The organism is Agrobacterium sp. 10MFCol1.1 (assembly GCF_000381165.1).
Lineage (GTDB): Bacteria > Pseudomonadota > Alphaproteobacteria > Rhizobiales > Rhizobiaceae > Agrobacterium > Agrobacterium tumefaciens.
In genome coordinates this window covers 1-22747 of record NZ_KB906077.1, presented here as the reverse complement: position 1 = coordinate 22747, position 22747 = coordinate 1, and the positions used below count along the sequence as shown (strand labels likewise).

The window sequence follows — 22747 nt, the reverse complement described above, 5'->3', positions numbered from 1 at the left end:
TGAATCGTGGTCACTTCACGTTCGTTTTAAAAAGATTTTGAGCAAGTGCAGCAAATTTTCCATAGGGCGTAAGACTGGAAAGCGGAATACGCAGAAGCGGAAGATGCCCGCCGCAGGGCAGCAACAACACCTCGTCATCCTCCGGAAGTCTTGGATTTTCTGGTGAAAGAACTGTCGTAACGGCGAAATTTAGTCCGGCGCTCGGGACGCTGTTGACGTTAACGATGCCGCTGCCGCGCAATTCCAGTAGTCCGGCAATCGCTTCCGGCCGCTCGGCGATAATGTTTTCGCCGTCGCGATACACGAAAATCTGATCATCCGCGATCAGTGCCGCCGGCAATCCGCATCGTTGCGCCTCCGTCAGAAAGCTGAAGGCAAGCTCGCTTTTGCCGCTGCCGGACGGTCCGGTGAAGAGAATGCCGGTGTTGTCGACGACAATGGCGGTTGCGTGCAGGTTGAAGCGTTCAGCGTTCATGGGTTTCGGCCGCCGGCAGCGACAGGGTGAAGCGCGCGCCTGATATCACGCCGTATTTGTCGACGACATTTTCCGCCCTGAGGCTGCCGCCATGGGCTTCGGCGATCTGGCGGCTGATGGAAAGGCCAAGGCCGGAATTCTGGCCGAAACCTTCGCTTGCCGGTCGGTCGGTGTAGAAGCGCTCGAAAATCCGGTCGATATCCTCGGCCTGAATGCCGGGGCCATTGTCTTCCACCTGCACGATGCAGCGGTCCTTGTGACGGGAAAGGCGCACGGTGATGCGGCCGCTTTCCTCGGAAACAAAAGAGCGCGCATTCTCGATCAGGTTGGTGACAATCTGCCCGATGCGAAGATCGTGACCGTTCACGACGAAGGAGGTTTTGGCTCCCGCCTTCCGGTCGGCGACATAGTCGATCGCCACGCTCTTTTTCTTTGTGCTGATCTGGCGGGAGATATCTACCAGACCCTTCATAAGAACGTCGAGATCCAGCGGCGATGCATCGACGCGCGCCAGTTCGGCATCGAGCCGCGAGGCATCCGAAATATCGCTGATCAGGCGGTCGAGGCGGCGGACATCGTGGAAGATGATTTCGGTCAGCCGCTGTTTGGACTCTTCCGTCTTGGCGCGCGGCAGGGTTTCCACGGCGCTGCGCAGCGAAGTCAGCGGGTTCTTGAGCTCGTGGCTGACATCGGCGGCGAAACTTTCGATTGCGTCGATACGGTCGTAGAGCGCCGTCGTCATTTCACGAAGCGCTATGGAAAGGTTGCCGATTTCATCCTGACGCGCCGAAAAGTCCGGTATCTCCTCGCGGGTTCTCGCTCCGCGACGCACGCGGATCGCAGCCGCCGAAAGCCGCCGGAGCGGCGTGGCGATGGTGGAGGACAACAACAGGGAAAGTACGATGTTGACGAGCGTGGCGATGCCGAACACGCGCATGATGGCGAGGCGCTCCGCATGCACGATCTTGTCGATATCGCCGGCCTGCGTGGACAGGAGCAGAACCCCGAGCACGGCCCGGAAGCGCTGCACCGGCACGGCGACCGAAACGATCAGCTCACCCTTTTCGGTAACGCGAACGACTGCGCCGCGCACGCCGGTCAGCGCATTCATCACCTCCGGATAGATCGAGCCGTCGCCACCTGGCGCTTCCTTGTATTGCGGCAGGCTGCTCGGTTGCAGCATGCGGTTGAACATGCTGGTGAACCATTCACCCCAGGTCTGGGTTTCCGGCGTCACCGGCGGCAGATCGAAGCGCAGGACCTGGCCGCGTGAATAGAGATGGCGGGAATCGAGAAGCAGGTTGGCATCGGCATCGAAAAGCCGAGCGCGGGTCCGTGTCGGCGAAATCAGCCGGCGCAGCACCGGCGCCACCCGTTCCGGATTGATCGGGAAACTCAAGTCCTCGTCATTGGGGGCGGGCGTGATGCTTTGCCCCGCCTGCAATTCCAGCAGCTTTTCCGGATTGATGGTGATGGAGTTGGTATCCACCGAGGCGGAGGCCGAGATGGCGCCGGCGATGATCTCGCCCTGCGTCAAAAGGCTTTCCACCCGCGCATCGATCAGCCCCTCGCGGAACTGGTTTAGGTAGAGAATGCCACCGACCAGAACGACCGTCGCGGCCACGTTGAAGAAGAGGATGCGGCGCGTGAGGCTGGAAAACACCGCATTGCCAAAAATGCGTCGGACGATCGTCAGCGGATGGATACGATGGCGGCGTTCGCTGCCGCGATCTTCGGCATCGTCACTGTCCGAGACGGTTTCCGGCGTTTTCTTCAACAAGTCTACGTCCTCGCCACCACAATTCCGGTGGTCTCTCCCGATTGCGGCTCGTTCAAGCCGCTTCGCGGAAGCGATATCCTACGCCATAAAGCGTTTCAATCATATCGAAGTCACCATCGACCAGTTTGAACTTCTTGCGAAGCCGCTTGATGTGGCTGTCGATCGTGCGGTCGTCAACATAGACCTGTTCGTCGTAGGCCGCATCCATCAGCGCGTCGCGGCTTTTCACCACGCCTGGCCGCTGTGCAAGCGAATGCAGGATAAGGAATTCGGTAACGGTCAGCGTCACCGGCTCGCCCTTCCAGGTGCAGGTGTGGCGTTCCTGATCCATGGCCAGCTGGCCGCGTTCGAGTGTGCGCGCCTGTTGATCAGCCGTCGGCTTCAGCGTGCTGCCGCCGGTCGCAGCGGAAGCCTCGCGGCTGCTGGCGCGGCGCAGGATGGCCTTGACGCGTTCCACCAGAAGGCGCTGCGAGAAGGGTTTTGTGATGAAATCGTCAGCACCCATCTTCAGGCCGAACAATTCGTCGATCTCTTCATCCTTGGAGGTCAGGAAGATAACCGGAATATCCGATTTCTGGCGAAGACGCCGCAAAAGCTCCATGCCATCCATGCGCGGCATCTTGATGTCGAAAATGGCGAGCTGCGGCGGACGGGCAATCAGTCCGTCAAGCGCGGAGGCGCCGTCCGTATACGTTTCGACCCGGTAGCCTTCGGCTTCGAGCGCGATCGATACCGAAGTGAGAATATTCCGGTCGTCGTCGACAAGCGCGATCGTCTGCATGTAGTTGGTCTCCATCGTCATTTTCTCGTAACTCCCGACATCCACCCAGCCAAGGTTGCGCGCCGCGAGCCACTCTCATGAGTATAAAGGTGGAACAAATTGTGGCAAAGGAAAACTCACAACCAAATCGCTTGGTGTGACTAGGCCAATTCCGGGAAAACGCCGCAGCTGGATTCTAATGCGTCTTCAACCGATTTAAAAAGAAATAAAATCTTTTAAATCGATTAATATATTGAAATCAATAAGTTATTTAAAGTTTCACTCTTGCGTTTCTAAAAGCCGCCACGTATTTTCCGTGAAAATTTCAACGGCCTTATCGTCATTTACAAGGAACGCGTCATGAACGAGCTTGGGGTTCATAATCCTGCCAATGGAGTTGCGGAACTCGGACTGGGCGAGGCCTCCCGCGTCTTTTATAACCTCAACGAAAGCGAATTGTACGAAGAGGCGATCCGCAACGGCGAAGCCGAGCTGACGGCGGATGGCGCACTTCGTGCCGTTACCGGTCAGCATACGGGCCGTTCTCCGAAGGACAAATTTGTCGTCCGCGACGCTTCCACCGAAGACACTATCTGGTGGGACAACAACAAGCCGCTGTCGCCGGAAAACTTCGAGTTGCTGCGTCAGGACATGCTTGCGCACGCCGCCGGAAAGACGCTCTATGTTCAGGACTTGATCGGCGGTGCCGATGAGGAAAACGCCCTGTCGACCCGTGTCGTCACTGAGCTTGCCTGGCATTCGCTGTTCATCCGCAACCTGCTCATCCGCCCGAAGCGGGAGAAACTGGCAGACTTCAAACAGAAGCTGACCATTATCAATCTGCCGAGCTTCAAGGCTGATCCGGCGCGTCACGGCGTCCGTTCGGAAACCGTCATCGCCTGCGATCTCACCAATGGTCTCGTCCTTATCGGCGGTACCTCCTATGCCGGTGAAAACAAGAAGTCGGTCTTCACGGTGCTGAACTACCTGCTGCCGGCCAAGGGCGTCATGCCGATGCATTGCTCGGCCAATGTCGGTCCCGAGGGTGATTCCGCCGTGTTCTTCGGCCTGTCCGGCACCGGCAAGACCACGCTGTCGGCTGATCCGTCGCGCACGCTGATCGGCGACGATGAGCACGGCTGGGGCGAACACGGCATCTTCAATTTCGAAGGCGGCTGCTACGCCAAGGCGATCAAGCTGTCGGCCGAAGCCGAGCCGGAAATCTATGCCGCGACCCGCCGTTTCGGCACCGTTCTCGAAAACGTCGTGCTGGACGAAAACCGTGTTCCGGATTTCAACGACAACTCGCTGACGGAAAACACCCGCAGTGCCTATCCGCTGCACTTCATTCCGAATGCATCGGAAACGGGCATTGCCGGTCATCCGAAGACCATCATCATGCTGACTGCGGATGCCTTCGGCGTGCTGCCGCCCATTGCCCGGCTGACGCCGGAACAGGCCATGTACCACTTCCTTTCCGGCTACACGGCAAAGGTTGCCGGCACGGAAAAGGGCGTGACTGAGCCGGAAGCTACATTCTCCACCTGCTTCGGCGCACCCTTCATGCCGCGCCACCCGGCGGAATACGGCAACCTGCTGCGTGAGCTGATCGGCAAGCATGGCGTGGACTGCTGGCTGGTCAACACCGGCTGGACCGGCGGTGCTTACGGCATCGGCAAGCGTATGCCCATCAAGGCGACCCGCGCGCTTCTGACGGCAGCCCTCACCGGCGAGCTGAAGGGTGCCGAATTCCGCACCGATGCGAATTTCGGTTTCGCCGTGCCCCTGTCGCTGGAAGGCGTCGATGCCGCTATCCTCGATCCGCGTTCGACCTGGGCCGACGGCGCAGCTTACGACGCGCAGGCGAAGAAGCTTGTGTCGATGTTCGTTACGAACTTCACCAAGTTCGAAGATCACGTCGACAGCAAGGTGCGCGATGCAGCACCGGGACTGCTGCTCGCGGCAGAATGAATAAGCCTCGTTTATGAGGAGGAGGGGAACCCGGCCTTGTGCCGGGTTCTTTCGTTTCGTCCCTTGTTTTCATTTTTCCCGATCTGTGGCATCACCGGCGCGGAGAAAAAACATGGCCAGCGCCCCGCTTTACATCAGCAACCGAATTACCATCGCCGGCTGGGAGCTGACGGAGCAATTCGTGCTTGCCGGCGGGCCGGGTGGCCAGAATGTCAACAAGGTCTCGACGGCGGTTCAGCTGTTTTTCGACATCGCCAATTCTCCCTCACTGCCGGAACGGGTGAAGGCGAATGCCCTGCGTCTGGGCGGGCGGCGTGTTTCGAAAGAAGGCGTGCTCATGATCGAGGCGAGCCGGTTTCGAAGCCAGGAGCGCAATCGCGAAGACGCCCGTGAACGGCTGAAGGAACTGATTCTTGAAGCGGCAGCGCCGCCGCCGCCGGTGCGCAAGGCTACCAAGCCGACCAAGGGTTCCGTCGAGCGCCGCCTCAAGGCGAAATCCGGCCGGTCGGATGTCAAGAAAATGCGTGGCAAGCCATCAGGCGACTAGGTCGCAGCTGGATGGCAAAATGTTTCCCACTTGTCATAGGGACTCAGATATCGTCTGGTAGACCTCCTACAACCAAGGAGGGTGCTATGGGTCTGTTCAATTTCATCAAGGAAGCGGGAAAGAAGCTTGGTATCGGTGGAGATGATGCCCCCGATGTCGAAGCCGTCAAAAAAGAACTCGCTTCCCACGATCTCGGCACCGACAAGGTTCAGGTCGAGGTGGTGAACGATAAGGTCGTTCTGAAGGGCGAAGTGGCCGACCAGTCGATTTTCGAAAAGGCGGTCATCGCCGTTGGCAATACGCTCGGCATTTCCAAGGTCGAGGCCGGCGAGCTGACGGTGGCAGAAGCGCCGGCGAAGGAACCCGTTTTCTACACGGTCAAGAAGGGCGATAATCTCTGGAAGATCGCTGAAGCCCAGTACGGCAAGGCAAATGGTGGCAAGAACAACATCATCTTCGAAGCCAACAAACCGATGCTGACCCATCCCGATAAAATCTATCCCGGTCAGGTTCTGCGCATTCCTGACCTTGCCTGATAACGGATTTTAACCGCTGCGATGGAGATGCCGCTTTTGCGGCATCTTTCACAACTTGCGAAGCGCCACCGTGTCGATCAGGTGGTTTTTGCCCTTGCGCAGGATAAGATCGGCGCGTGGACGCGTGGGCACGATGTTCTGGCGCAGATTCTTCAGGTTGATGTTCTGCCAGAGGCCCTCGGCAATGCTGAGCGCCGCCTCTTCGCTGATCGACGCATAGCGATTGAAGAATGAATTCGGGTCCCGGAAGGCGGTTTGTCGCAGATTCATGAACCGGTTCACATACCAGTTGTGAATGAAGTCCTCATCCGCATCGATGTAGATCGAGAAATCGAAGAAGTCGGAAACGATCGGCACGATCCGCCCGCCCGCCGGCAGGTCGCGTGATTGCAGCACGTTGATGCCTTCGAAGATGAGGATATCCGGCTGGTCGATGACAGTGAATTCGTTGGGCAGCACGTCATAGGTCAGATGCGAGTAGCGTGGCGCCTTCACATTCGGCTGGCCCGCCTTGATCGCCGAGAGGAAACGCAGCAGCGCACCGATGTCGTAGCTTTCCGGAAAGCCCTTGCGCTCCATCAGGTTTTCGCGCCGCAGCACCTCGTTCGGGTAAAGAAACCCGTCGGTGGTGATGAGATCGACCTTCGGGCTGGAAGGCCAGCGGGCCAGAAGCTCCTTCAAAATACGCGCCGTTGTCGATTTTCCAACCGCCACCGACCCGGCAATGCCGATGACGAAGGGCGTTTTGTTGACATCCGCCATGTTCAGGAAGCGGTTGCGCTGTTCGAACAGCAGCTGCGATGCTTCCACATGCGATGACAGGAGGCGCGACAGCGACAGATAGATACGCCGCACTTCGTCCAGATCAATCGGGTCGTCCAGCGAACGCAGTCTTTTGACCTCGTCGGCGGAAAGGGTGAGTGGTGTGTCGGCGCGAAACTTTGCCCATTCTTCCGAGCTGAAGAAGTGATAGGGCGAATATTCATCCGGGCGGAAATGATCGAGTGTGCTCGGCATGCCTCTCTCCCCGCTGCCTGCCTTGACATTCATGATGTCGGCCTCGCTGCCTTTTCCGCAAGTCCGGTCTGTCCGGTCCGGCGCTCCAGCTCGGCAAAGACGTCGGCAAGGGGAATGTCGGCGATCTTCAACACCACCAGCAGGTGATAAAGCAGATCGGCGGCCTCGTTTTTCAGCCCGTCGCGGTCTTTCGCGATGGCGGCGATCACGGCCTCAACAGCCTCTTCGCCCAGTTTTTTCGCCGCACGTTCCTGGCCCGCCGCAACAAGTTTGGCCGTCCAGGATTCATCGGGGGAGGCGGCGGCGCGTGTCGCGACGATGCGTTCCAGATCGGAAAGGGAAAATGCGCTCATGGAAAGGTTCCTGCAATCAGTCGAGACGCATGGCGATGCCATGTTCGGCCATGTAGCTCTTGGCTTGCCCGATCGAATAGGTGCCGAAGTGGAAGATGGAAGCGGCAAGCACCGCGGTCGCATGGCCATCGCGAACGCCGGCTACCAGATCATCCAGCGTTCCGACGCCACCCGAGGCGATGACGGGCACGCGAACCTGATCGGCAATGCTGCGTGTCAGGCCGATATCGTATCCGCTTTTGGTGCCATCGCGGTCCATCGAGGTGACGAGCAATTCGCCGGCACCGCGTTCGACCATCTTGATGGCAAATTCCACGGCGTCGATTCCGGTTGGCTGACGTCCGCCATGCGTGAAGATCTCCCAGCGGCCGTCTTCCCCGTGCTTCGAAACCCGCTTGGCGTCGATGGAGACGACGATACACTGGTTGCCGAATTTGTCGGCAGCCTGCGCGACGAAATCAGGATCTTTCACCGCTGCGGAATTGATGGAGACCTTGTCTGCACCGCAGAGAAGCAGCTTGCGGATGTCAGCCACGGCGCGGACGCCGCCGCCGACGGTCAGCGGCATGAAGCAATGGTCGGCCGTGCGCGATACCACGTCGAAAATCGTGTCGCGATTGTCGGACGAGGCAGTGATGTCGAGAAAGCAGAGTTCGTCCGCTCCCGCCGCATCATAGGCCTTCGCCGCCTCGACTGGGTCGCCGGCGTCGATAAGATCGACGAAGTTCACACCCTTGACGACGCGGCCGTCTTTTACATCGAGGCAGGGAATAACGCGGGCTTTGAGGGTCATGCGCTTATCTCCTTGGCAGCCTTGATGAGGGCGAGCGCCTCGGCAGGATCGATGCGCCCGTCATAAAGCGCGCGGCCTGAAATTGCGCCCTCTAGCTTTGCGGCATCCGGCTGCAACATGCGCTTGATGTCTTCGATGGAAGCAAGGCCGCCGGAGGCGATGACGGGGATCGACACGGCATCTGCCAGTTCGAGTGTAGAGGCCCAGTTGATGCCAGCCAGAATGCCGTCGCGATCGATATCGGTGTAGATGATGGCGGCAACGCCGGCACCTTCGAAACGTTTGGCAAGTTCGATGACGCCCAGTTCTGAGGCTTCCGCCCAGCCCTCAACAGCAACCTTGCCGCCTTTGGCGTCGATGCCGACAGCGACCTGACCGGGGAAACGCTTGCAGGCTTCGATAACCAGAACGGGATCGCGCACCGCCACGGTGCCGAGAATGACGCGGGCAAGCCCACGGCTGAGCCACGCCTCAATATGATCGAGAGTGCGGATGCCGCCGCCAAGCTGCACCGGGTTTGTCGTGGCCTTGAGAATGGCATCTACCGCTTCGCCATTCACCGTCTGGCCAGCGAAGGCGCCGTTGAGATCGACGACATGCAGCCACTCGAAGCCTTGGTCCTCGAAGGACTTCGCCTGCGCGCCGGGGTCCGTATTGTAAACGGTTGCCTGCTCCATATCGCCGAGTTTCAGGCGAACGCACTGGCCGTCTTTAAGATCGATTGCGGGAAAAAGAATCATGTCAGGGCTTCCAGCGCAGGAAATTGGAAATCAGGGCGAGGCCGAGCGTCTGGCTTTTTTCCGGGTGGAACTGCGCGCCAGCCATATTGTCGCGACCAACGAAAGCCGTCATCGCGCCACCGTAATTGGTGGTGGCGATGACATCCGCCGGATGTTTCGCCGCCAGATGATAGGAATGCACGAAATAGGCATGCAAGCCGTCAGCGCCGGTTCTGATACCGTCGAACAGGGGATGCTGATGCCGGATTTCCAGCGTATTCCAGCCAATCTGCGGGATTTTAAGCGTCGGATCGGAGGGCGTCATTTCAATGACATCGCCTTCGATCCAGCCAAGCCCCGTGCTGACAGTCTTTTCGAGACCGCGCGAAGACATCAGCTGCATTCCGACGCAGATGCCGAGGAAGGGATGAGCTTTTTTCTCGACGGCTTCGATAAGCGCCTCATGCATGCCGGGCACAGCTTCGAGACCGGCGCGGCAATCGGCATAGGCGCCGACGCCTGGCAGGACGATGCGGTCCGCAGATGCGACGTGATCCGGCTTATCGGTCAGGTCAATGGTTGCATTGATGCCGGCTTCGCGGGCGGCGCGCTCGAAAGCCTTGGTGGCCGAACGCAGGTTGCCAGAACCGTAGTCGATGATCGCGACGCGCATGTCAGCGCCTTCCATTCAAGTCGAAAAGAAACGATCCGGAGGGATCGTTGACGAAGTTTTTGTCACCGCTCTTCTGCGGCGAGGGGGTCCATACCGGCTGCGACAGCTGTCCCGACGGCTCGGTATTTTCGGAAAGATCGGAGAAATATATCTCTTCGGCACTCGAAAGGTCAGGGGCGGAAATGACCGAGGTCATCTTCCAGCCCTTGCTCATCAGGTGCCGGACAAGAAAATCGCGCCCCTCCAGTGCAGTGATGAGGGCAATGGCGACGCTGCACAAAATGCCCACCGGTTCGAATCCGGGTAATATTGATGCCCAACCGGCCAGAACGAGAACTGCAAATACGACGATCGCGGCCAGCCACAGCCGGTTTACGGCCAGCCACAGCCAGGGCGCAATAAGTGCCAGCCAGACGAAACGGTCTGCTATGAAGCGGGTCGTCTTGTGGTCCCTGTCCGGCCCGTTGGGGGCTTCCAGAACGAGATAGCTTGTCATGGGCTTCCTGACAGCTTTGGCGGTCAGGCCAGCATGCCCTTTGTCGAGGGAACGCGGCCTGCCTGCCGGGGGTCGATCTCGATTGCCGCGCGAAGAACGCGGGCAACGGCCTTGAAGCATGTTTCGGCGATATGATGGTTGTTGGCGCCGTAATGGTTCAGGACATGCAGCGTGATGCCGGCATTCTGGGCCAGCGCCTGAAAGAATTCGCGCACAAGCTCGGTGTCGAATGTGCCGATCTTCGGCGCGGAGAAGTTGACATTCCACACAAGGAAGGGACGGCCGGAAATATCCACGGCAGCCTTGGTCATCGTCTCATCCATGGCAAGATCGAGCGAGGCGTAGCGGGTAATGCCGCGCCTGTCACCCAACGCCTTCGCGATGGCCTGGCCGATGGCGATGCCGGTATCTTCGACCGTATGGTGATCATCGATATGCAGGTCACCTTGAACCTCGATATCCATGTCGATCAGCGAATGGCGGCTCAGCTGGTCCAGCATATGATCGAAAAATCCCACCCCGGTGGAAATTGTCGACTTGCCGGTGCCGTCGATATCCACGCGCACCGAAACCGAGGTTTCGTTGGTCTTGCGGATGATCTCGCCTTTACGTTCTGCCATCTGTGGCCGCTCCGTGAAAATGTCGCCGTTCCTTATCAGCACGAGACACAAATATCCAGTTGTTCCATCGTCTTGCATGATCTGCGCAAAACAGTGCAGTGCGGGCGGGATTTGCAATCGTGAAAAGCAAACTTACATAGATGCCGAGAAGGGCCGGATGCCGGCCCGTTAACCGCAGGCCCGGTAGGGCAGACAGGTGTTTGATGACAACGATTATTACAGTCAGGAAGGGCGGCAAGGTCGTCATGGCTGGCGATGGTCAGGTAAGTCTTGGCCAGACCGTCATGAAGGGCAATGCCCGCAAGGTTCGACGCATTGGCAAGGGTGAAGTGATTGCCGGTTTTGCCGGCGCAACGGCGGATGCCTTCACGCTGCTCGACCGTCTCGAAAAGAAACTCGAGCAATATCCCGGTCAGCTCATGCGCGCGGCCGTAGAGCTTGCAAAGGACTGGCGCACGGATAAATATCTGCGCAACCTCGAAGCCATGATGCTGGTGGCCGACAAATCCACGACACTCGCCATCACCGGTAATGGTGACGTGCTGGAACCTGAACATGGCGCGATCGCCATCGGCTCCGGCGGCAACTACGCCTTTGCGGCTGCCCGCGCCATGATGGATACGGACAAGTCGGCAGAGGAGGTGGCGCGCAAGTCGCTCGATATCGCCGCCGATATCTGTGTTTACACCAACCATAACCTCGTCATCGAAAGCCTCGACGCCGAGTAAGCATATTTCTCACCCCCATTTCTCACCCAAGGGTCCTGTGGGCCGGGCCAGAATGGCCGGCCGGAACAGGAAAGCCGAGAGGACAGAATGACCACTTTTTCTCCCCGGGAAATTGTCTCGGAACTGGACCGCCACATCATCGGCCAGCATGATGCGAAACGTGCGGTCGCGATTGCACTGCGCAACCGTTGGCGTCGCCAGCAGCTCGATGAGAGCCTGCGCGACGAAGTGATGCCGAAAAACATCCTGATGATCGGACCGACCGGTGTCGGCAAGACGGAGATTTCCCGCCGTCTCGCCAAGCTTGCCGGCGCGCCCTTCATCAAGGTCGAAGCGACCAAATTTACCGAAGTCGGTTATGTCGGTCGCGATGTCGAGCAGATCATCCGCGATCTGGTCGAGATCGGCATTGGCCTCGTGCGTGAAAAGAAGCGCGCGGAAGTACAGGCCAAGGCGCATCAGAGCGCCGAAGAGCGGGTGCTCGACGCACTGGTCGGATCGACCGCGTCACCCGCGACACGTGAGAGCTTCCGCAAGAAGCTGCGCGACGGCGAGCTGGACGACAAGGAAATCGACATCGAAGTGGCCGACAGCGGTTCGGGAATGCCCGGCTTTGAAATCCCTGGCATGCCGGGCGCCAATATCGGCGTTCTCAACCTGTCGGAAATGTTCGGCAAGGCGATGGGCGGACGTACCAAGAAGGTGCGCACCACCGTCTCGAAATCCTATACCGATCTCGTTCGCGACGAATCCGACAAGCTGCTCGATAATGACATGATCCAGCGTGAAGCGGTGAAGTCGGTGGAAAATGACGGCATCGTCTTCCTCGATGAGATCGACAAGATTGCCGCCCGCGACGGCGGCATGGGTGCCGGCGTCTCGCGTGAAGGCGTGCAGCGCGATCTTCTGCCGCTCGTTGAAGGCACGACCGTCTCGACGAAATACGGGCCGGTGAAAACCGACCACGTTCTGTTCATCGCTTCCGGCGCGTTCCATGTGGCAAAGCCGTCCGACCTTCTGCCGGAGCTTCAGGGCCGCCTGCCGATCCGGGTCGAGCTTAAGCCGCTTACGAAGGAGGATTTCCGCCGTATCCTGACCGAGACGGAAGCAAGCCTCATCCGCCAGTACAAGGCGCTGATGGCGACGGAAGAACTCGATCTCGACTTCACGGACGATGCGATCGACGCTCTGGCCGACGTGGCCGTTCATCTCAACTCGTCGGTCGAGAATATCGGTGCGCGCCGCCTGCAGACGGTGATGGAGCGTGTTCTCGACGAGATTTCCTTCAACGCACCCGATCGTGGTGGCTCTGCCGTCAAGATCGATCAGGAATATGTCAAAAAGCACGTCGGCGATCTTGCCGCCGATACGGATTTGTCCCGCTATATTCTCTGAATATCTTGGAGAGCAACGACACGAGAGTGCGGCCACATTTGCCGCACTCTTTTATTTTATGGCCTTGTCTCGCATTCAGCCCCCTTTTTGTTTATGGGAAAGGCTGCATTCCGGTTGGAACCGCTTTATGGAATGGTCCGGTTTTCTCTTGGTTCGGGAGAGGTCGGCTTGAGAAAAGGCATTCGCTCGTGCGCAAAACTCTTCTGGCATTTGCCGCCGCTTTGACGTTCACCGTCGTCTCGTCTTCTTATGCCGAGGCCGCGACGGTCGTCCCGCCTGGCAATCGCAATGCCGAACAGCCGGGCATTCCGGGGGCTTCCGCACGTCGAACCAAGGGTTCCAATACGTCTTTCGAGCGTAAATACCAGAAGGTGATCGACCTCCTGTCTTCCGACAAGGCACTGATCGGCAAGATCAAGTCTACTGCCGGGCGCTACGGTATCGATCCGATCCACATGATCGGGGCGATTGTCGGCGAGCATACCTATAACGTCGACGCCTATGACCGCCTGCAATCCTACTACGTCAAGGCCGCCTCCTATGCCGGCAGCAGCTTCCGTTTCGGCTACAAGGACGAAACCATCGCGCAGTTTCTGACGCATTCGCAATTCGCCAGGTGCCAGTCGAAAAAGGATTCCTATAGCCTTTGGAACTGTCGGGAAGACGTCTGGGACGACAGCTTCCGCGGCAAGACGGTAGATGGCGTTGCCTATCCGAACAATCGTTTCAGCGCTGTATTTTTCCAGCCCTTTTATGCCGGACAGACCTTCGGTCTCGGCCAGATCAATCCGCTCACGGCATTGATGTTGTCCGACATGGTGTCGAAAACCTCAGGTTATGAGAAGCTCGACGAAAACGATGCGACCGCCGTTTATACCGCGATCATGGACCCGGATCGCTCGCTCGCCTTCATGGCAGCTTCCATCCGCAAATCGATCGACGACTACAGGTCGATTGCCGACATGGATGTTTCCAAAAATCCTGGTGTAACGTCCACGCTTTATAATGTCGGCGGATCCGCGCAGCGCGCTGCCGCTCTCGCCCAGAAAAATCGTCAGCGCGCCGCAGGTGGGGAACAGCCGCTTTTGCCGGAAGAAAACTATTACGGCTGGCTGGTGAACGATCGCATCAAGGATTTGCAGGCGCTTTTGTAGAAAAAGACGATTATCGTCGGCATTCTTTCCAAAACGGAAATAATATTTGGTTGTCTCTCGCAATTGACGAGCGCCTGCCTCAGCGTCCAATCTGCGCCCTTAAGATAAAGAGGAGGCGCATGTGAGCCGCACCAATAAATTCGGTCTTTCCATTGATGACAGGCTTTATGCTTTTTTGACGGATGACGTTCTGCCGGGCACGGGTCTTGATGCAGAAACCTTCTTCGAAGGCTTTTCGGCCATCGTCCACGAGCTTTCCCCCAAGAATCGTGAATTGCTCGCAAAGCGCGACGCCTTGCAGGAAAAACTGGATGGCTGGTACCGGCAGAATGGCGCCCCGACGGATTTTGATGTCTATGAGGGCTTCCTGAAGGAAATCGGCTATCTGCTGCCGGAAGGACCCGGCTTCAAGGTCGAAACCAGCAACGTCGATTCGGAAATTGCCGCTGTCGCAGGCCCGCAGCTTGTCGTGCCGGTCATGAATGCCCGTTATGCGCTGAACGCCGCCAATGCCCGCTGGGGTTCGCTTTACGATGCGCTTTACGGCACGGATGCCATTTCTGACGCCGATGGTGCGGAAAAGGGCAGGGGCTATAATCCGAAACGCGGCGAAAAGGTCATTGCCTGGGCGCGAAACTTCCTCAACGAATCAGCTCCGCTCGAAACGGCAGGCTGGTCGGATGTGACCGGATTCAAGATCGTTGACGGCCTCTTGCAGCTTGCAATCGGTGACAGCAAAACGGGCCTGAAAGATGCCGAGCAATTCAAGGGCTTTACCGGCGATGCGGAACAGCCGGCAACGATCCTGCTTGGCAAGAATGGCCTGCACACCGAGATCGTCATCGATCCCTCGACGGAAATCGGCAAGGGTGACAAGGCGGGCATCTCGGATGTCATTCTCGAATCGGCGCTGACAACCATCATGGACTGCGAGGATTCCGTTGCCGCTGTTGATGCCGAGGACAAGGTGCTGGTTTATGGCAACTGGCTTGGCCTGATGCGCGGCGACCTGACGGAGAAGGTGTCCAAGGGCGGTAACACCTTCACCCGCAGTCTCAACCCGGATCGTTATTACACCGCCCCCGATGGGGGAGCACTTACTCTGCCGGGGCGTTCCCTGATGCTGGTGCGTAATGTCGGTCACCTCATGACCAATCCGGCGATCCTCGACAAGGATGGCCGCGAGGTGCCGGAAGGTATCATGGACGCCGTCGTCACAGCGCTGATTGCGCTTTACGATGTCGGCCCCTCCGGCCGTCGCCAGAATTCCCGCGCCGGTTCCATGTATGTCGTCAAGCCGAAGATGCACGGGCCGGAGGAAGTCGCCTTCGCCAACGAGATTTTCACGCGGGCCGAAAAGCTTGTCGGCATGGCGCCGAACACCATGAAAATGGGCATCATGGACGAGGAACGCCGCACCACCGTCAACCTCAAGGAAAGCATTCGCGCGGCAAAAGACCGGGTCGTCTTCATCAATACCGGCTTCCTCGACCGCACGGGCGACGAAATTCATACCTCGATGGAAGCGGGTCCGATGATCCGCAAGGGCGATATGAAACAGGCGGCCTGGATTGCGGCTTACGAGAACTGGAACGTCGATATCGGTCTGGAATGCGGCCTTTCCGGCCATGCGCAGATCGGTAAGGGCATGTGGGCCATGCCTGACCTGATGGCCGCCATGCTGGAGCAGAAGATCGCGCATCCGAAGGCAGGCGCCAACACCGCCTGGGTACCTTCACCCACGGCTGCCACGCTGCATGCCACGCATTATCACAAGGTCGATGTCGCAGCCGTTCAGGAAGACCTGAAAAGCCGGGGCCGGGCAAAACTCTCCGATATTCTATCGGTGCCGGTCGTGCCGCGTCCCAATTGGACGCCCGAGGAAATCCAGCGCGAACTCGACAACAACGCGCAGGGTATTCTGGGATATGTCGTGCGCTGGGTCGATCAGGGCGTCGGCTGCTCCAAGGTGCCTGATATCAACAATGTCGGACTGATGGAGGACCGCGCCACGCTGCGCATCTCCGCGCAGCATATGGCCAACTGGCTGCGCCATGGCGTGGTTACGCAAGAGCAGATCGTTGAGACCATGAAACGCATGGCCGCTGTGGTCGATAGCCAAAATGCCGGAGATCCGGCCTATCTGCCGATGGCGTCCAACTTTGAAGGATCGGTCGCTTTTCAGGCCGCCGTCGAACTTGTGCTGAAAGGCCGGGAGCAGCCTAACGGTTATACGGAACCGGTTCTGCACCGCCGTCGCCTCGAACTGAAGGCGAAGCAGGCGGCTTGAGGCCGACAGGCACTCCAGAGCACGTCTTGTCTGAATGCAATGTTCGACGTGCTCTACCTTAAAACTGCTATGCACTTTTACTGGGAATGCTCCAGAAACAAAAAAGCCGCCGGGAATTCAACGGCGGCTTTTTCTTTGTCTGGTATCTGATCTTACTGGATCACGACAACCTTGGTGCTGCGGCCGGGACGGACGCGGCTGTAAAGGTCGATGACGTCCTGGTTGATCATGCGGATGCAGCCGGAAGAGGCGGCGGTGCCGATCGATGCCCATTCAGGCGAACCGTGGATACGGAACAGCGTGTCCTGTCCCTTTTCGTTGAAGAGATACATGGCGCGCGCGCCGAGCGGGTTGGAAAGACCCGGACCCATGCCTGCCTCGACATACTTTGCGACTTCCGGCTTGCGGTCAGCCATTTCCTTCGGCGGATGCCACATCGGCCATTCCTGCTTCCAGGCGACATAGGCTTCGCCGGCCCAGGCAAAACCAGCCTTGCCAACGCCGATGCCGTAACGAACTGCGCGGTTGCCGGGCAGGATATAATAAAGGAAACGCTCACGCGTATTGACGATGATCGTGCCCGGCCGTTCGTTATTCTGGAATTCGACGATCTGACGACGGAACTTCTCGTTCACACGATTGATCGGGATGGCGGGCAGCGCATAGCCCGCGTCGGTCACAGGGCCGTAAACATCGTTGAAGATCTGGACGGTTTCGACCTTTGCCGGAACCGGGTTAGCGACCGGCACTGAGGCCGCTACCTGGCCGGATGATTGGGATGTGGTTTCGGCGCAGCCGGCCAGAGCCAGTGCTGCCGTCAGACCGAGTGCAGTCAATGAGGTACGGATGCGCATATCGTTCTCGCGGAAAATTCGCCAAATTGTGCGAAGGAGTAGGCTTAATTGGATAAATCGGTTATTTTCCATTAAGCCGTTCTTGGCAAGCCGATACGCTGCTGCAGGACGAATGTGACTTTAAAATTGCCGGTTGATTGCCTTTTTGCAACAATAGGCCAAACGCCTCAGTAGCCTTTATCCATGACTATTCTTTCGCTTACCAACAATAATCCGTTAATCGACGGTCGCCAGTCTGACAAGGCGATGCTGGTGCGCCGCGGCGTTCAGGTGCTTTTGCACGAGATGCGACATTCGGTTTTGCCGGAACTGCCGCTTGCAAGCGGACGACGGGCCGATCTCATCAGCCTTTCGGCAAAGGGTGAAATCTGGATTATCGAAATCAAATCCTCGATCGAGGACTTCCGTGTCGATCGTAAATGGCCGGAATACCGCCTGCATTGCGACCGGCTGTTTTTTGCCACCCATCCGGAAGTGCCGGTCGAAATCTTTCCGGAAGAATGTGGGCTTATCCTGTCGGATGGCTACGGCGCCCATATGCTTCGCGATGCGCCGGAGCATAAATTACCGCCCGCAACCCGCAAATCGGTGATGCTGGATTTCTCGAGAACCGCTGCAACCCGGCTGATGCTGGCGGAGTGGACGACCGGGCGCAGCTTCGGAGAGTGATACCCGGTTCCAGACCATATCCAGACGTAAAACCGCTTCTCACTTGTACTGTAAATGCTCTACTTCGGCGCGCGTTTCGCCAGAATGCGCTGCAGCGTTCTCCGGTGCATGTTAAGCCGGCGGGCGGTTTCCGAGACGTTGCGCTCGCACATTTCATAAACGCGCTGAATATGCTCCCAACGAACCCGGTCGGCCGACATCGGGTTTTCGGGCACTTCAGTCTTTTCACCCTTGCGCTGCGTCAGCGCATTGAAGACATCGTCCGCATCGGCCGGTTTGGCAAGATAATCCAGCGCCCCAAGCTTCACGGCGGTAACGGCGGTTGCGATATTGCCGTAGCCGGTCAGGACGACAATCTGCGTATCGTCCCGGTACTGCCGGATGGCTTCGATGACCTCGAGACCATTGCCATCCGTAAGCCGCAAATCAACGACCGCATATTTGGGCGGCGCAGCCTTGGAACGGGCAATGCCTTCGCTGACCGTCTCGGCGGTATCGACGATAAATCCGCGTGTTTCCATGGCCCGGGCAAGCCGGCGCAGGAAGGGACCGTCGTCATCGACGATCAGCAGCGATCTGTCAGCTCCGATCGGGTCGTCGTCATCCGTTGTCGCGCTGATGGGGGTCTGGTCTTCTGTCGTCATGTCTCAGGCCTTTCGGCAACTTAGTCGGTTTTTTCTTCTTATCGCCGCTTCCACGTGGATGGTAAAGTCAACGGTCTCTTTTATCGTCCATAAGCGCTCGAGGCCAGATGATTGTGACCCGCGCTCCGGTTCCGCTCAAACCGCGATTTTCGAAGGTAACGGTGGCGCCGGAGCGTTCCAGCAATGTCTTTGCAATGAAGAGCCCGAGTCCCAGCCCTCCCGCCCGGGTATCGTTGTGACGTTCGGTCACATAGGGTTCACCAATGCGGGCAAGCACGTCATGGGCATAACCCGGTCCATCATCCTCAATGGTGACGGCGACATTCTGCGAATCGTAGTCCACGGTAACGGTCACTTTTTCCCGCGCATAGTCCACGCCGTTTTCGATGAGATTGCCCAGCCCGTAAATAACGCCGGCATTCCGGATGCCAACCGGCTCGTCGATCCGGTTGTTCTTTTCGACGAGATCGAGACGGATTCCGAATTCCCGGTGTGGCGCCATCACCTCCTCAATCAGCGAGGAGAGCGGCAGGCGGCGCATATGCTCCTCATCATCGGTGGAAAGTGATGTGAGGCGGCGCAGAATATCCCGGCATCTTTCGCTCTGGCTGCGCAGCAGCGCTATGTCTTCGCCAAACCTTTCATCATTTCCGAGTTCCCGTTCCATTTCCTTGGCGACGACGCTGATTGTCGCCAGCGGCGTGCCCAGTTCGTGTGCCGCAGCGGCGGCCAGACCGTCTAGCTGCGAGAGATGTTTTTCCCGCTCCAGCACCAGTTCGGTCGCAGCCAGCGCATCGGCCAGCTGATTGGCCTCGTGTGAAACGCGATAGGCATAAAAGGCCGCGAAAGAGGTCGTGGCAATGATCGCGACCCAGGTGCCCACATGCAGCAGAAGCTGGATCGGCAGCACCTCACCGGGATACCACGGAACCGGAAACGGCGAAAAAGCGATTGCCGTCGAGCAGATGACGGCAAAGGCGAGCAGAATAAGCGAGTGCCGAAGCGGCTGCGAGGCGAAGGCGATGATGACCTGCACGCAGATCAGCGGTGCGAAAGGATTGGAAAGACCACCGGTGATGTAGATGAGCGCCGTCAATTGCAGCAGGTCGAATGCCAGCAGCAATGTCGCTTCCCACGGCTCCAGACGATAGGTGGAGGGAAAACGCGCAGTGAGAAACAGGTTGGCAAGCGCCAGTGCACCGATCAAAAGGCTGCAAGCCAGAAGTGGCAGGGGGAAGTTCAAGCCGAAAGCAACAAGCAGGATCGTCGCACTTTGCCCGGCCACCGCCAGCCAGCGCAACCATACGATGGTTTGCAGCCTTATCCTGCGGCTGGCGCGGCCAAGCCTTGTTGTTTCGATCGGATGGCCAGCCACCTTCATCTCCTTTGTGCTTTTCATCGTCATCACGTTCCGCGCGGTTTTGCGCGGCTGGTCGGCAATGCCGATGCCGGGTCCTCAGGCCATGGATGGCGCGGATACCTCCCGCGCATGTCCGCCCGCACATCTTTCCACGATCCTGCCCAGAAACCGGGAAGATCGCGTGTCGTCTGTATCGGCCTGTGCGCCGGCGAGGTCAATTCCAACAGCAGCGGCAACCGCCCCTGCGCGATGGCGGGATGAGCCGTCAGCCCGAAAAGCTCCTGCACACGAATGGAAAGCGTCGGTTCGCTGGCATCGTAACGAATGGGATGCCGCTGGCCCGTCGGCGCTTCGAAATGCGTCGGCGCAAGCCTGCCGAGATCGCGTGCGACCTCATAAGGCACCAGGGCTAAAAGTCCCTCGGAAAGGCTGCCGGGCCGGATATCCTGAAGGCTGCGGGCGCCGTGCTGGAAGGGCACGAACCATTCATCCAGCCGTAAAAGCAATGCAGCATCGCTGACATCCGGCCAGGGGTCGCCGATGCTGGCATTCAGAAAGCCTATCCTGTCGCGCAACTGCTGGGTTTCTTTTGTGAACGGAAGAATTCCGACACCAAATTCCCGAACGCCGTTGGCAAGTGCCTGCGCCGCCTGTTCACCCTCCGGGCGGGGCAGGGGCGTTTCGTCGAGGATGATGGCGCCTAGGCGCGTGACGCGGCGTGCACGCGCCTGACCGCTTGCCTTGTCAAACAGCAGCTGGTCCTGCTGCACAATAAGATGCGGCATCCGCTCTTCTATATCGGTACGCTCGATGCTTGCTGCGGAAAGGATGCGCGGCTGTGCCGCACGCCCCGTAATATCGGCAACCACCAGCATCCTGCTCGCCGCCAGCCGTTCGGTTTCGGCAAGTTCTGCACCCCGGCCGTTCGCCATCACATAACGACCGCGCGCTCCTCGCTGAAGCGCAATCCGGTCCGGATAGGCGTGCAGCAGCAAGGGGCCAGCCTCGCTTGGCTGTTCATTCATAGTCTGCGCATCGCCGATCGCATCTAGAAGTCTAGACGCCAGCTTGCGCGCCGCTTGCGCCCTTTCGCTTCTCTCGGAAAGAAAGCGCCGCAATCTTTCATCGAGATCGATGTCGGTTCCGCCCAGTCCCTGTTCCGTCAGCATGACAGCGAGCATCGCCGCCTTTTTTCCCGCACCTTCGCTCCCCGCTGCAATTACCATTGCCGCAAGCCGTGGCGGTAGTGAGAGGCTGCGCATCAGGTGGCCGCGTCTTGTGAGCGCGCCGCTTTCATCGAGTGCGCTCAGATTTTTGAGAAGCGCGATCGATTCCTTCAATGCCGCTTCGGGAGGGGCATCCAGAAATGAAAGCGCGGAAGGATCATGAACGCCCCAATGGGCGAGGTCGAGTGCAAGGCCGGAAAGATCACTCGCCAGAATTTGCGGTGGCGTGAAGGCGTTGAGGGCTGCCGTCTGTCCCGGATGCCACAGGCGGATCGCAACGCCGGGTTCCGTTCGTCCGGCTCGGCCCGCCCGCTGGTCGGCGGAGGCGCGCGAAACCCGCACTGTCTCCAGTCTCGTGATTCCCGTTGCCGGTTCGAAAACCGGTAGTCGCTGCAACCCGCTGTCAATCACCACACGCACGCCGTCTATGGTGATCGATGTTTCTGCGATCGATGTGGCAAGCACGATCTTGCGCCGTCCGGCCGGTGCCGGCTTGATCGCCGCATCCTGCTCCTTTTGCGAAAGATTGCCGTAAAGCGGGATGATATCTGTATCGTCGGAAAAACGCCCCTCCAGCCGGTTGGCCGTGCGGGTAATTTCTGCCTGCCCCGGAAGGAAGGCAAGAATGGAGCCTGTTTCCGATGCATGAGCTTCGGTAATCGCCTTTGTGACTTTCTCTTCGACAGGCACACCCTGCCAGCGGTCCTCGTAGCGGATGTCGATTGGATATGTGCGGCCGAGGCTCTGAATGACAGGGGCATCGCCCATCAGCGCACTGATGCGTTCCACATCAAGGGTGGCGGACATCACGAGGATGCGCAGATCGTCTCTCAGTCCCTCCTGAACGTCGAGCGCAAGTGCCAGTCCGAAATCGCCATCGAGTGAACGTTCGTGAAACTCGTCGAAAATCACCGTCGAAACGCCGGCAAGTTCCGGGTCGTCCAGAACCATCCGGGCAAAGACACCCTCAGTCACCACTTCAATCCGGGTTCTTGAGGAGATGCGATTGTCGAGCCGCATACGATAGCCGACGGTTTCTCCAACATTCTCCTGAAGAAGATCAGCCATGCGTCCAGCCGCGGCCCGGGCGGCAAGCCGGCGTGGTTCGAGAAGAATGATCTTGCCGTCGCCCCGCCATTCCTCACGCAGGAGATGAAGCGGCACCAGCGTTGTTTTGCCCGCACCCGGCGGAGCCGAGAGAACGGCACGCTTTGACACGTCCAACGCTCGGGCAATCTCGGCCAGAACGTCGCTGACGGGAAGTACGGGCAGATCGATCTTTATATGGGCTGGCGTTCTGGTCATGCAAACAGGCCTGGGGCAATCGGGTTGATGTCTAAGCGTCTCTTTTGCCGTTTCTAAAGCACGGCCCGGTGCTTTGACAGCCGGCGGAGAGGGTTTCGCAAGAGCTCTTCCGGCAAAATTGCGGTCCTTCGCAAGCTATCTGTCGTGAAGGGTGGGAAGGGGTTCCCGCATGCGCCGCCAAAAGAGACGAGGATTCCGTCCTTTCTATGCCTCCCTAGCGGTCCGTCTTGAAACTATCTTTTATTTTCATGCGTTTAGCAAAAATGTCAGTTTTTTGACGATAGGTGTGTTGACTTGTTTGAGGGTGATCTCTTATAAGTCCGCTCACTGAACGAGGGCGGCGGCGCTGCTGGCGACGAAGTCTTTCGTTCTAAAGAAATCA

At 58.5% G+C, this 22747-nt stretch carries 22 protein-coding genes; 8 read left to right on the top strand and 14 right to left on the bottom strand.

What is annotated here, in order from left to right:
- Window positions 1-10: 10 nt before the first annotated feature.
- From F617_RS0115445 to chvI, 3 genes are read right to left on the bottom strand one after another with little or no spacing between them, the layout of a single operon-like run.
- The gene (locus F617_RS0115445) at window positions 11-475 is read right to left on the bottom strand and encodes an HPr kinase/phosphorylase (RefSeq protein ID WP_013635193.1); all 465 of its coding nucleotides are present in this window, start codon (window positions 473-475) and stop codon (window positions 11-13) included.
- On the bottom strand, window positions 465-2255 hold the full coding sequence (chvG, locus tag F617_RS0115440) for a two-component system sensor histidine kinase ChvG (protein ID WP_013635194.1): 1791 nt from the start codon (window positions 2253-2255) through the stop codon (window positions 465-467). The genes F617_RS0115445 and chvG overlap by 11 nt, the downstream gene beginning before the upstream one ends.
- Before the next feature lie 52 nt (window positions 2256-2307).
- Window positions 2308-3036 (bottom strand): two-component system response regulator ChvI, encoded by a 729-nt coding sequence (gene chvI, locus F617_RS0115435; protein ID WP_003516307.1) that lies wholly within the window; start codon window positions 3034-3036, stop codon window positions 2308-2310.
- Between the two features lie 339 nt (window positions 3037-3375).
- Here chvI and F617_RS0115430 point away from each other — a divergent pair, with 339 nt between their 5' ends.
- The 3 genes from F617_RS0115430 to lysM all read left to right on the top strand — a co-directional run bounded on the left by F617_RS0115430 (window position 3376) and on the right by lysM (window position 6069).
- Entirely contained in the window at window positions 3376-4986 is a 1611-nt protein-coding gene (locus tag F617_RS0115430) for a phosphoenolpyruvate carboxykinase (RefSeq protein WP_019565931.1), read from the top strand.
- Window positions 4987-5098: 112 nt separating this feature from the next.
- Complete coding sequence (gene arfB, locus F617_RS0115425; protein ID WP_019565930.1) at window positions 5099-5533, top strand: alternative ribosome rescue aminoacyl-tRNA hydrolase ArfB; 435 nt, start codon at window positions 5099-5101, stop codon at window positions 5531-5533.
- An 86-nt stretch (window positions 5534-5619) separates the two neighbouring features.
- Window positions 5620-6069, top strand: coding sequence for a peptidoglycan-binding protein LysM (gene lysM, locus F617_RS0115420; RefSeq protein WP_003516300.1), 450 nt, complete (start codon window positions 5620-5622; stop codon window positions 6067-6069).
- A gap of 48 nt (window positions 6070-6117) precedes the next feature.
- Here the strand turns inward: lysM and coaA are convergent, their stop codons facing one another.
- Genes coaA through hisB form a run of 7 tightly spaced genes read right to left on the bottom strand, consistent with a single transcriptional unit; the run spans window position 6118 to window position 10740 of the window.
- Window positions 6118-7119 (bottom strand): type I pantothenate kinase, encoded by a 1002-nt coding sequence (gene coaA / locus F617_RS0115415; RefSeq protein WP_019565929.1) that lies wholly within the window; start codon window positions 7117-7119, stop codon window positions 6118-6120.
- Window positions 7116-7439, bottom strand: a complete 324-nt coding sequence (locus F617_RS0115410) for a phosphoribosyl-ATP diphosphatase (protein ID WP_003516295.1) — start codon at window positions 7437-7439, stop codon at window positions 7116-7118. The genes coaA and F617_RS0115410 overlap by 4 nt, the downstream gene beginning before the upstream one ends.
- A 16-nt stretch (window positions 7440-7455) precedes the next feature.
- The gene (hisF, locus tag F617_RS0115405) at window positions 7456-8232 is read right to left on the bottom strand and encodes an imidazole glycerol phosphate synthase subunit HisF (RefSeq protein WP_019565928.1); all 777 of its coding nucleotides are present in this window, start codon (window positions 8230-8232) and stop codon (window positions 7456-7458) included.
- Window positions 8229-8972 (bottom strand): 1-(5-phosphoribosyl)-5-[(5-phosphoribosylamino)methylideneamino]imidazole-4-carboxamide isomerase, encoded by a 744-nt coding sequence (gene hisA / locus F617_RS0115400; protein WP_013635199.1) that lies wholly within the window; start codon window positions 8970-8972, stop codon window positions 8229-8231. Before hisA ends, hisF begins: the two co-directional genes overlap by 4 nt.
- A 1-nt stretch (window position 8973) precedes the next feature.
- Entirely contained in the window at window positions 8974-9624 is a 651-nt protein-coding gene (hisH, locus tag F617_RS0115395; protein ID WP_003516289.1) for an imidazole glycerol phosphate synthase subunit HisH, read from the bottom strand.
- 1 nt (window position 9625) lies between these two features.
- On the bottom strand, window positions 9626-10120 hold the full coding sequence (locus F617_RS0115390) for a DUF2628 domain-containing protein (RefSeq protein ID WP_019565927.1): 495 nt from the start codon (window positions 10118-10120) through the stop codon (window positions 9626-9628).
- Between the two features lie 23 nt (window positions 10121-10143).
- Window positions 10144-10740, bottom strand: coding sequence for an imidazoleglycerol-phosphate dehydratase HisB (hisB, locus tag F617_RS0115385; protein WP_026330885.1), 597 nt, complete (start codon window positions 10738-10740; stop codon window positions 10144-10146).
- Between the two features lie 203 nt (window positions 10741-10943).
- On the opposite strand from hisB, the gene hslV reads away from it, so the two are divergent.
- From hslV to F617_RS0115365, 4 genes are all read left to right on the top strand, one after another.
- A complete protein-coding gene (gene hslV / locus F617_RS0115380) occupies window positions 10944-11468 on the top strand; it encodes an ATP-dependent protease subunit HslV (protein ID WP_019565925.1) in 525 nt (174 codons plus the stop codon).
- Between the two features lie 87 nt (window positions 11469-11555).
- Window positions 11556-12863 (top strand): ATP-dependent protease ATPase subunit HslU, encoded by a 1308-nt coding sequence (gene hslU, locus F617_RS0115375; RefSeq protein ID WP_003516274.1) that lies wholly within the window; start codon window positions 11556-11558, stop codon window positions 12861-12863.
- Window positions 12864-13051: 188 nt separating this feature from the next.
- Window positions 13052-14017 carry a DUF1402 family protein gene (locus F617_RS0115370; RefSeq protein WP_003516272.1) on the top strand — a complete coding sequence of 322 codons (966 nt, stop codon included), beginning with the start codon at window positions 13052-13054 and terminating at the stop codon, window positions 14015-14017.
- Window positions 14018-14138: 121 nt separating this feature from the next.
- Window positions 14139-16307, top strand: a complete 2169-nt coding sequence (locus tag F617_RS0115365) for a malate synthase G (RefSeq protein ID WP_019565924.1) — start codon at window positions 14139-14141, stop codon at window positions 16305-16307.
- Window positions 16308-16459: 152 nt separating this feature from the next.
- Here the strand turns inward: F617_RS0115365 and F617_RS0115360 are convergent, their stop codons facing one another.
- Window positions 16460-17161: a L,D-transpeptidase gene (locus F617_RS0115360; RefSeq protein ID WP_003516268.1), complete on the bottom strand. Its 702-nt coding sequence runs from the start codon at window positions 17159-17161 to the stop codon at window positions 16460-16462.
- A gap of 183 nt (window positions 17162-17344) precedes the next feature.
- Here F617_RS0115360 and F617_RS0115355 point away from each other — a divergent pair, with 183 nt between their 5' ends.
- Window positions 17345-17830: an MmcB family DNA repair protein gene (locus F617_RS0115355; protein ID WP_013635204.1), complete on the top strand. Its 486-nt coding sequence runs from the start codon at window positions 17345-17347 to the stop codon at window positions 17828-17830.
- Window positions 17831-17889: 59 nt separating this feature from the next.
- Here F617_RS0115355 and F617_RS0115350 read toward each other — a convergent pair whose 3' ends face one another.
- The 3 genes from F617_RS0115350 to hrpB all read right to left on the bottom strand — a co-directional run bounded on the left by F617_RS0115350 (window position 17890) and on the right by hrpB (window position 22365).
- Window positions 17890-18474, bottom strand: coding sequence for an ActR/PrrA/RegA family redox response regulator transcription factor (locus F617_RS0115350; RefSeq protein ID WP_003516258.1), 585 nt, complete (start codon window positions 18472-18474; stop codon window positions 17890-17892).
- Between the two features lie 67 nt (window positions 18475-18541).
- Window positions 18542-19849, bottom strand: a complete 1308-nt coding sequence (locus F617_RS0115345; protein WP_080800691.1) for an ActS/PrrB/RegB family redox-sensitive histidine kinase — start codon at window positions 19847-19849, stop codon at window positions 18542-18544.
- A 29-nt stretch (window positions 19850-19878) separates the two neighbouring features.
- Window positions 19879-22365, bottom strand: a complete 2487-nt coding sequence (gene hrpB / locus F617_RS0115340) for an ATP-dependent helicase HrpB (protein WP_019565922.1) — start codon at window positions 22363-22365, stop codon at window positions 19879-19881.
- Window positions 22366-22747: the final 382 nt, after the last annotated feature.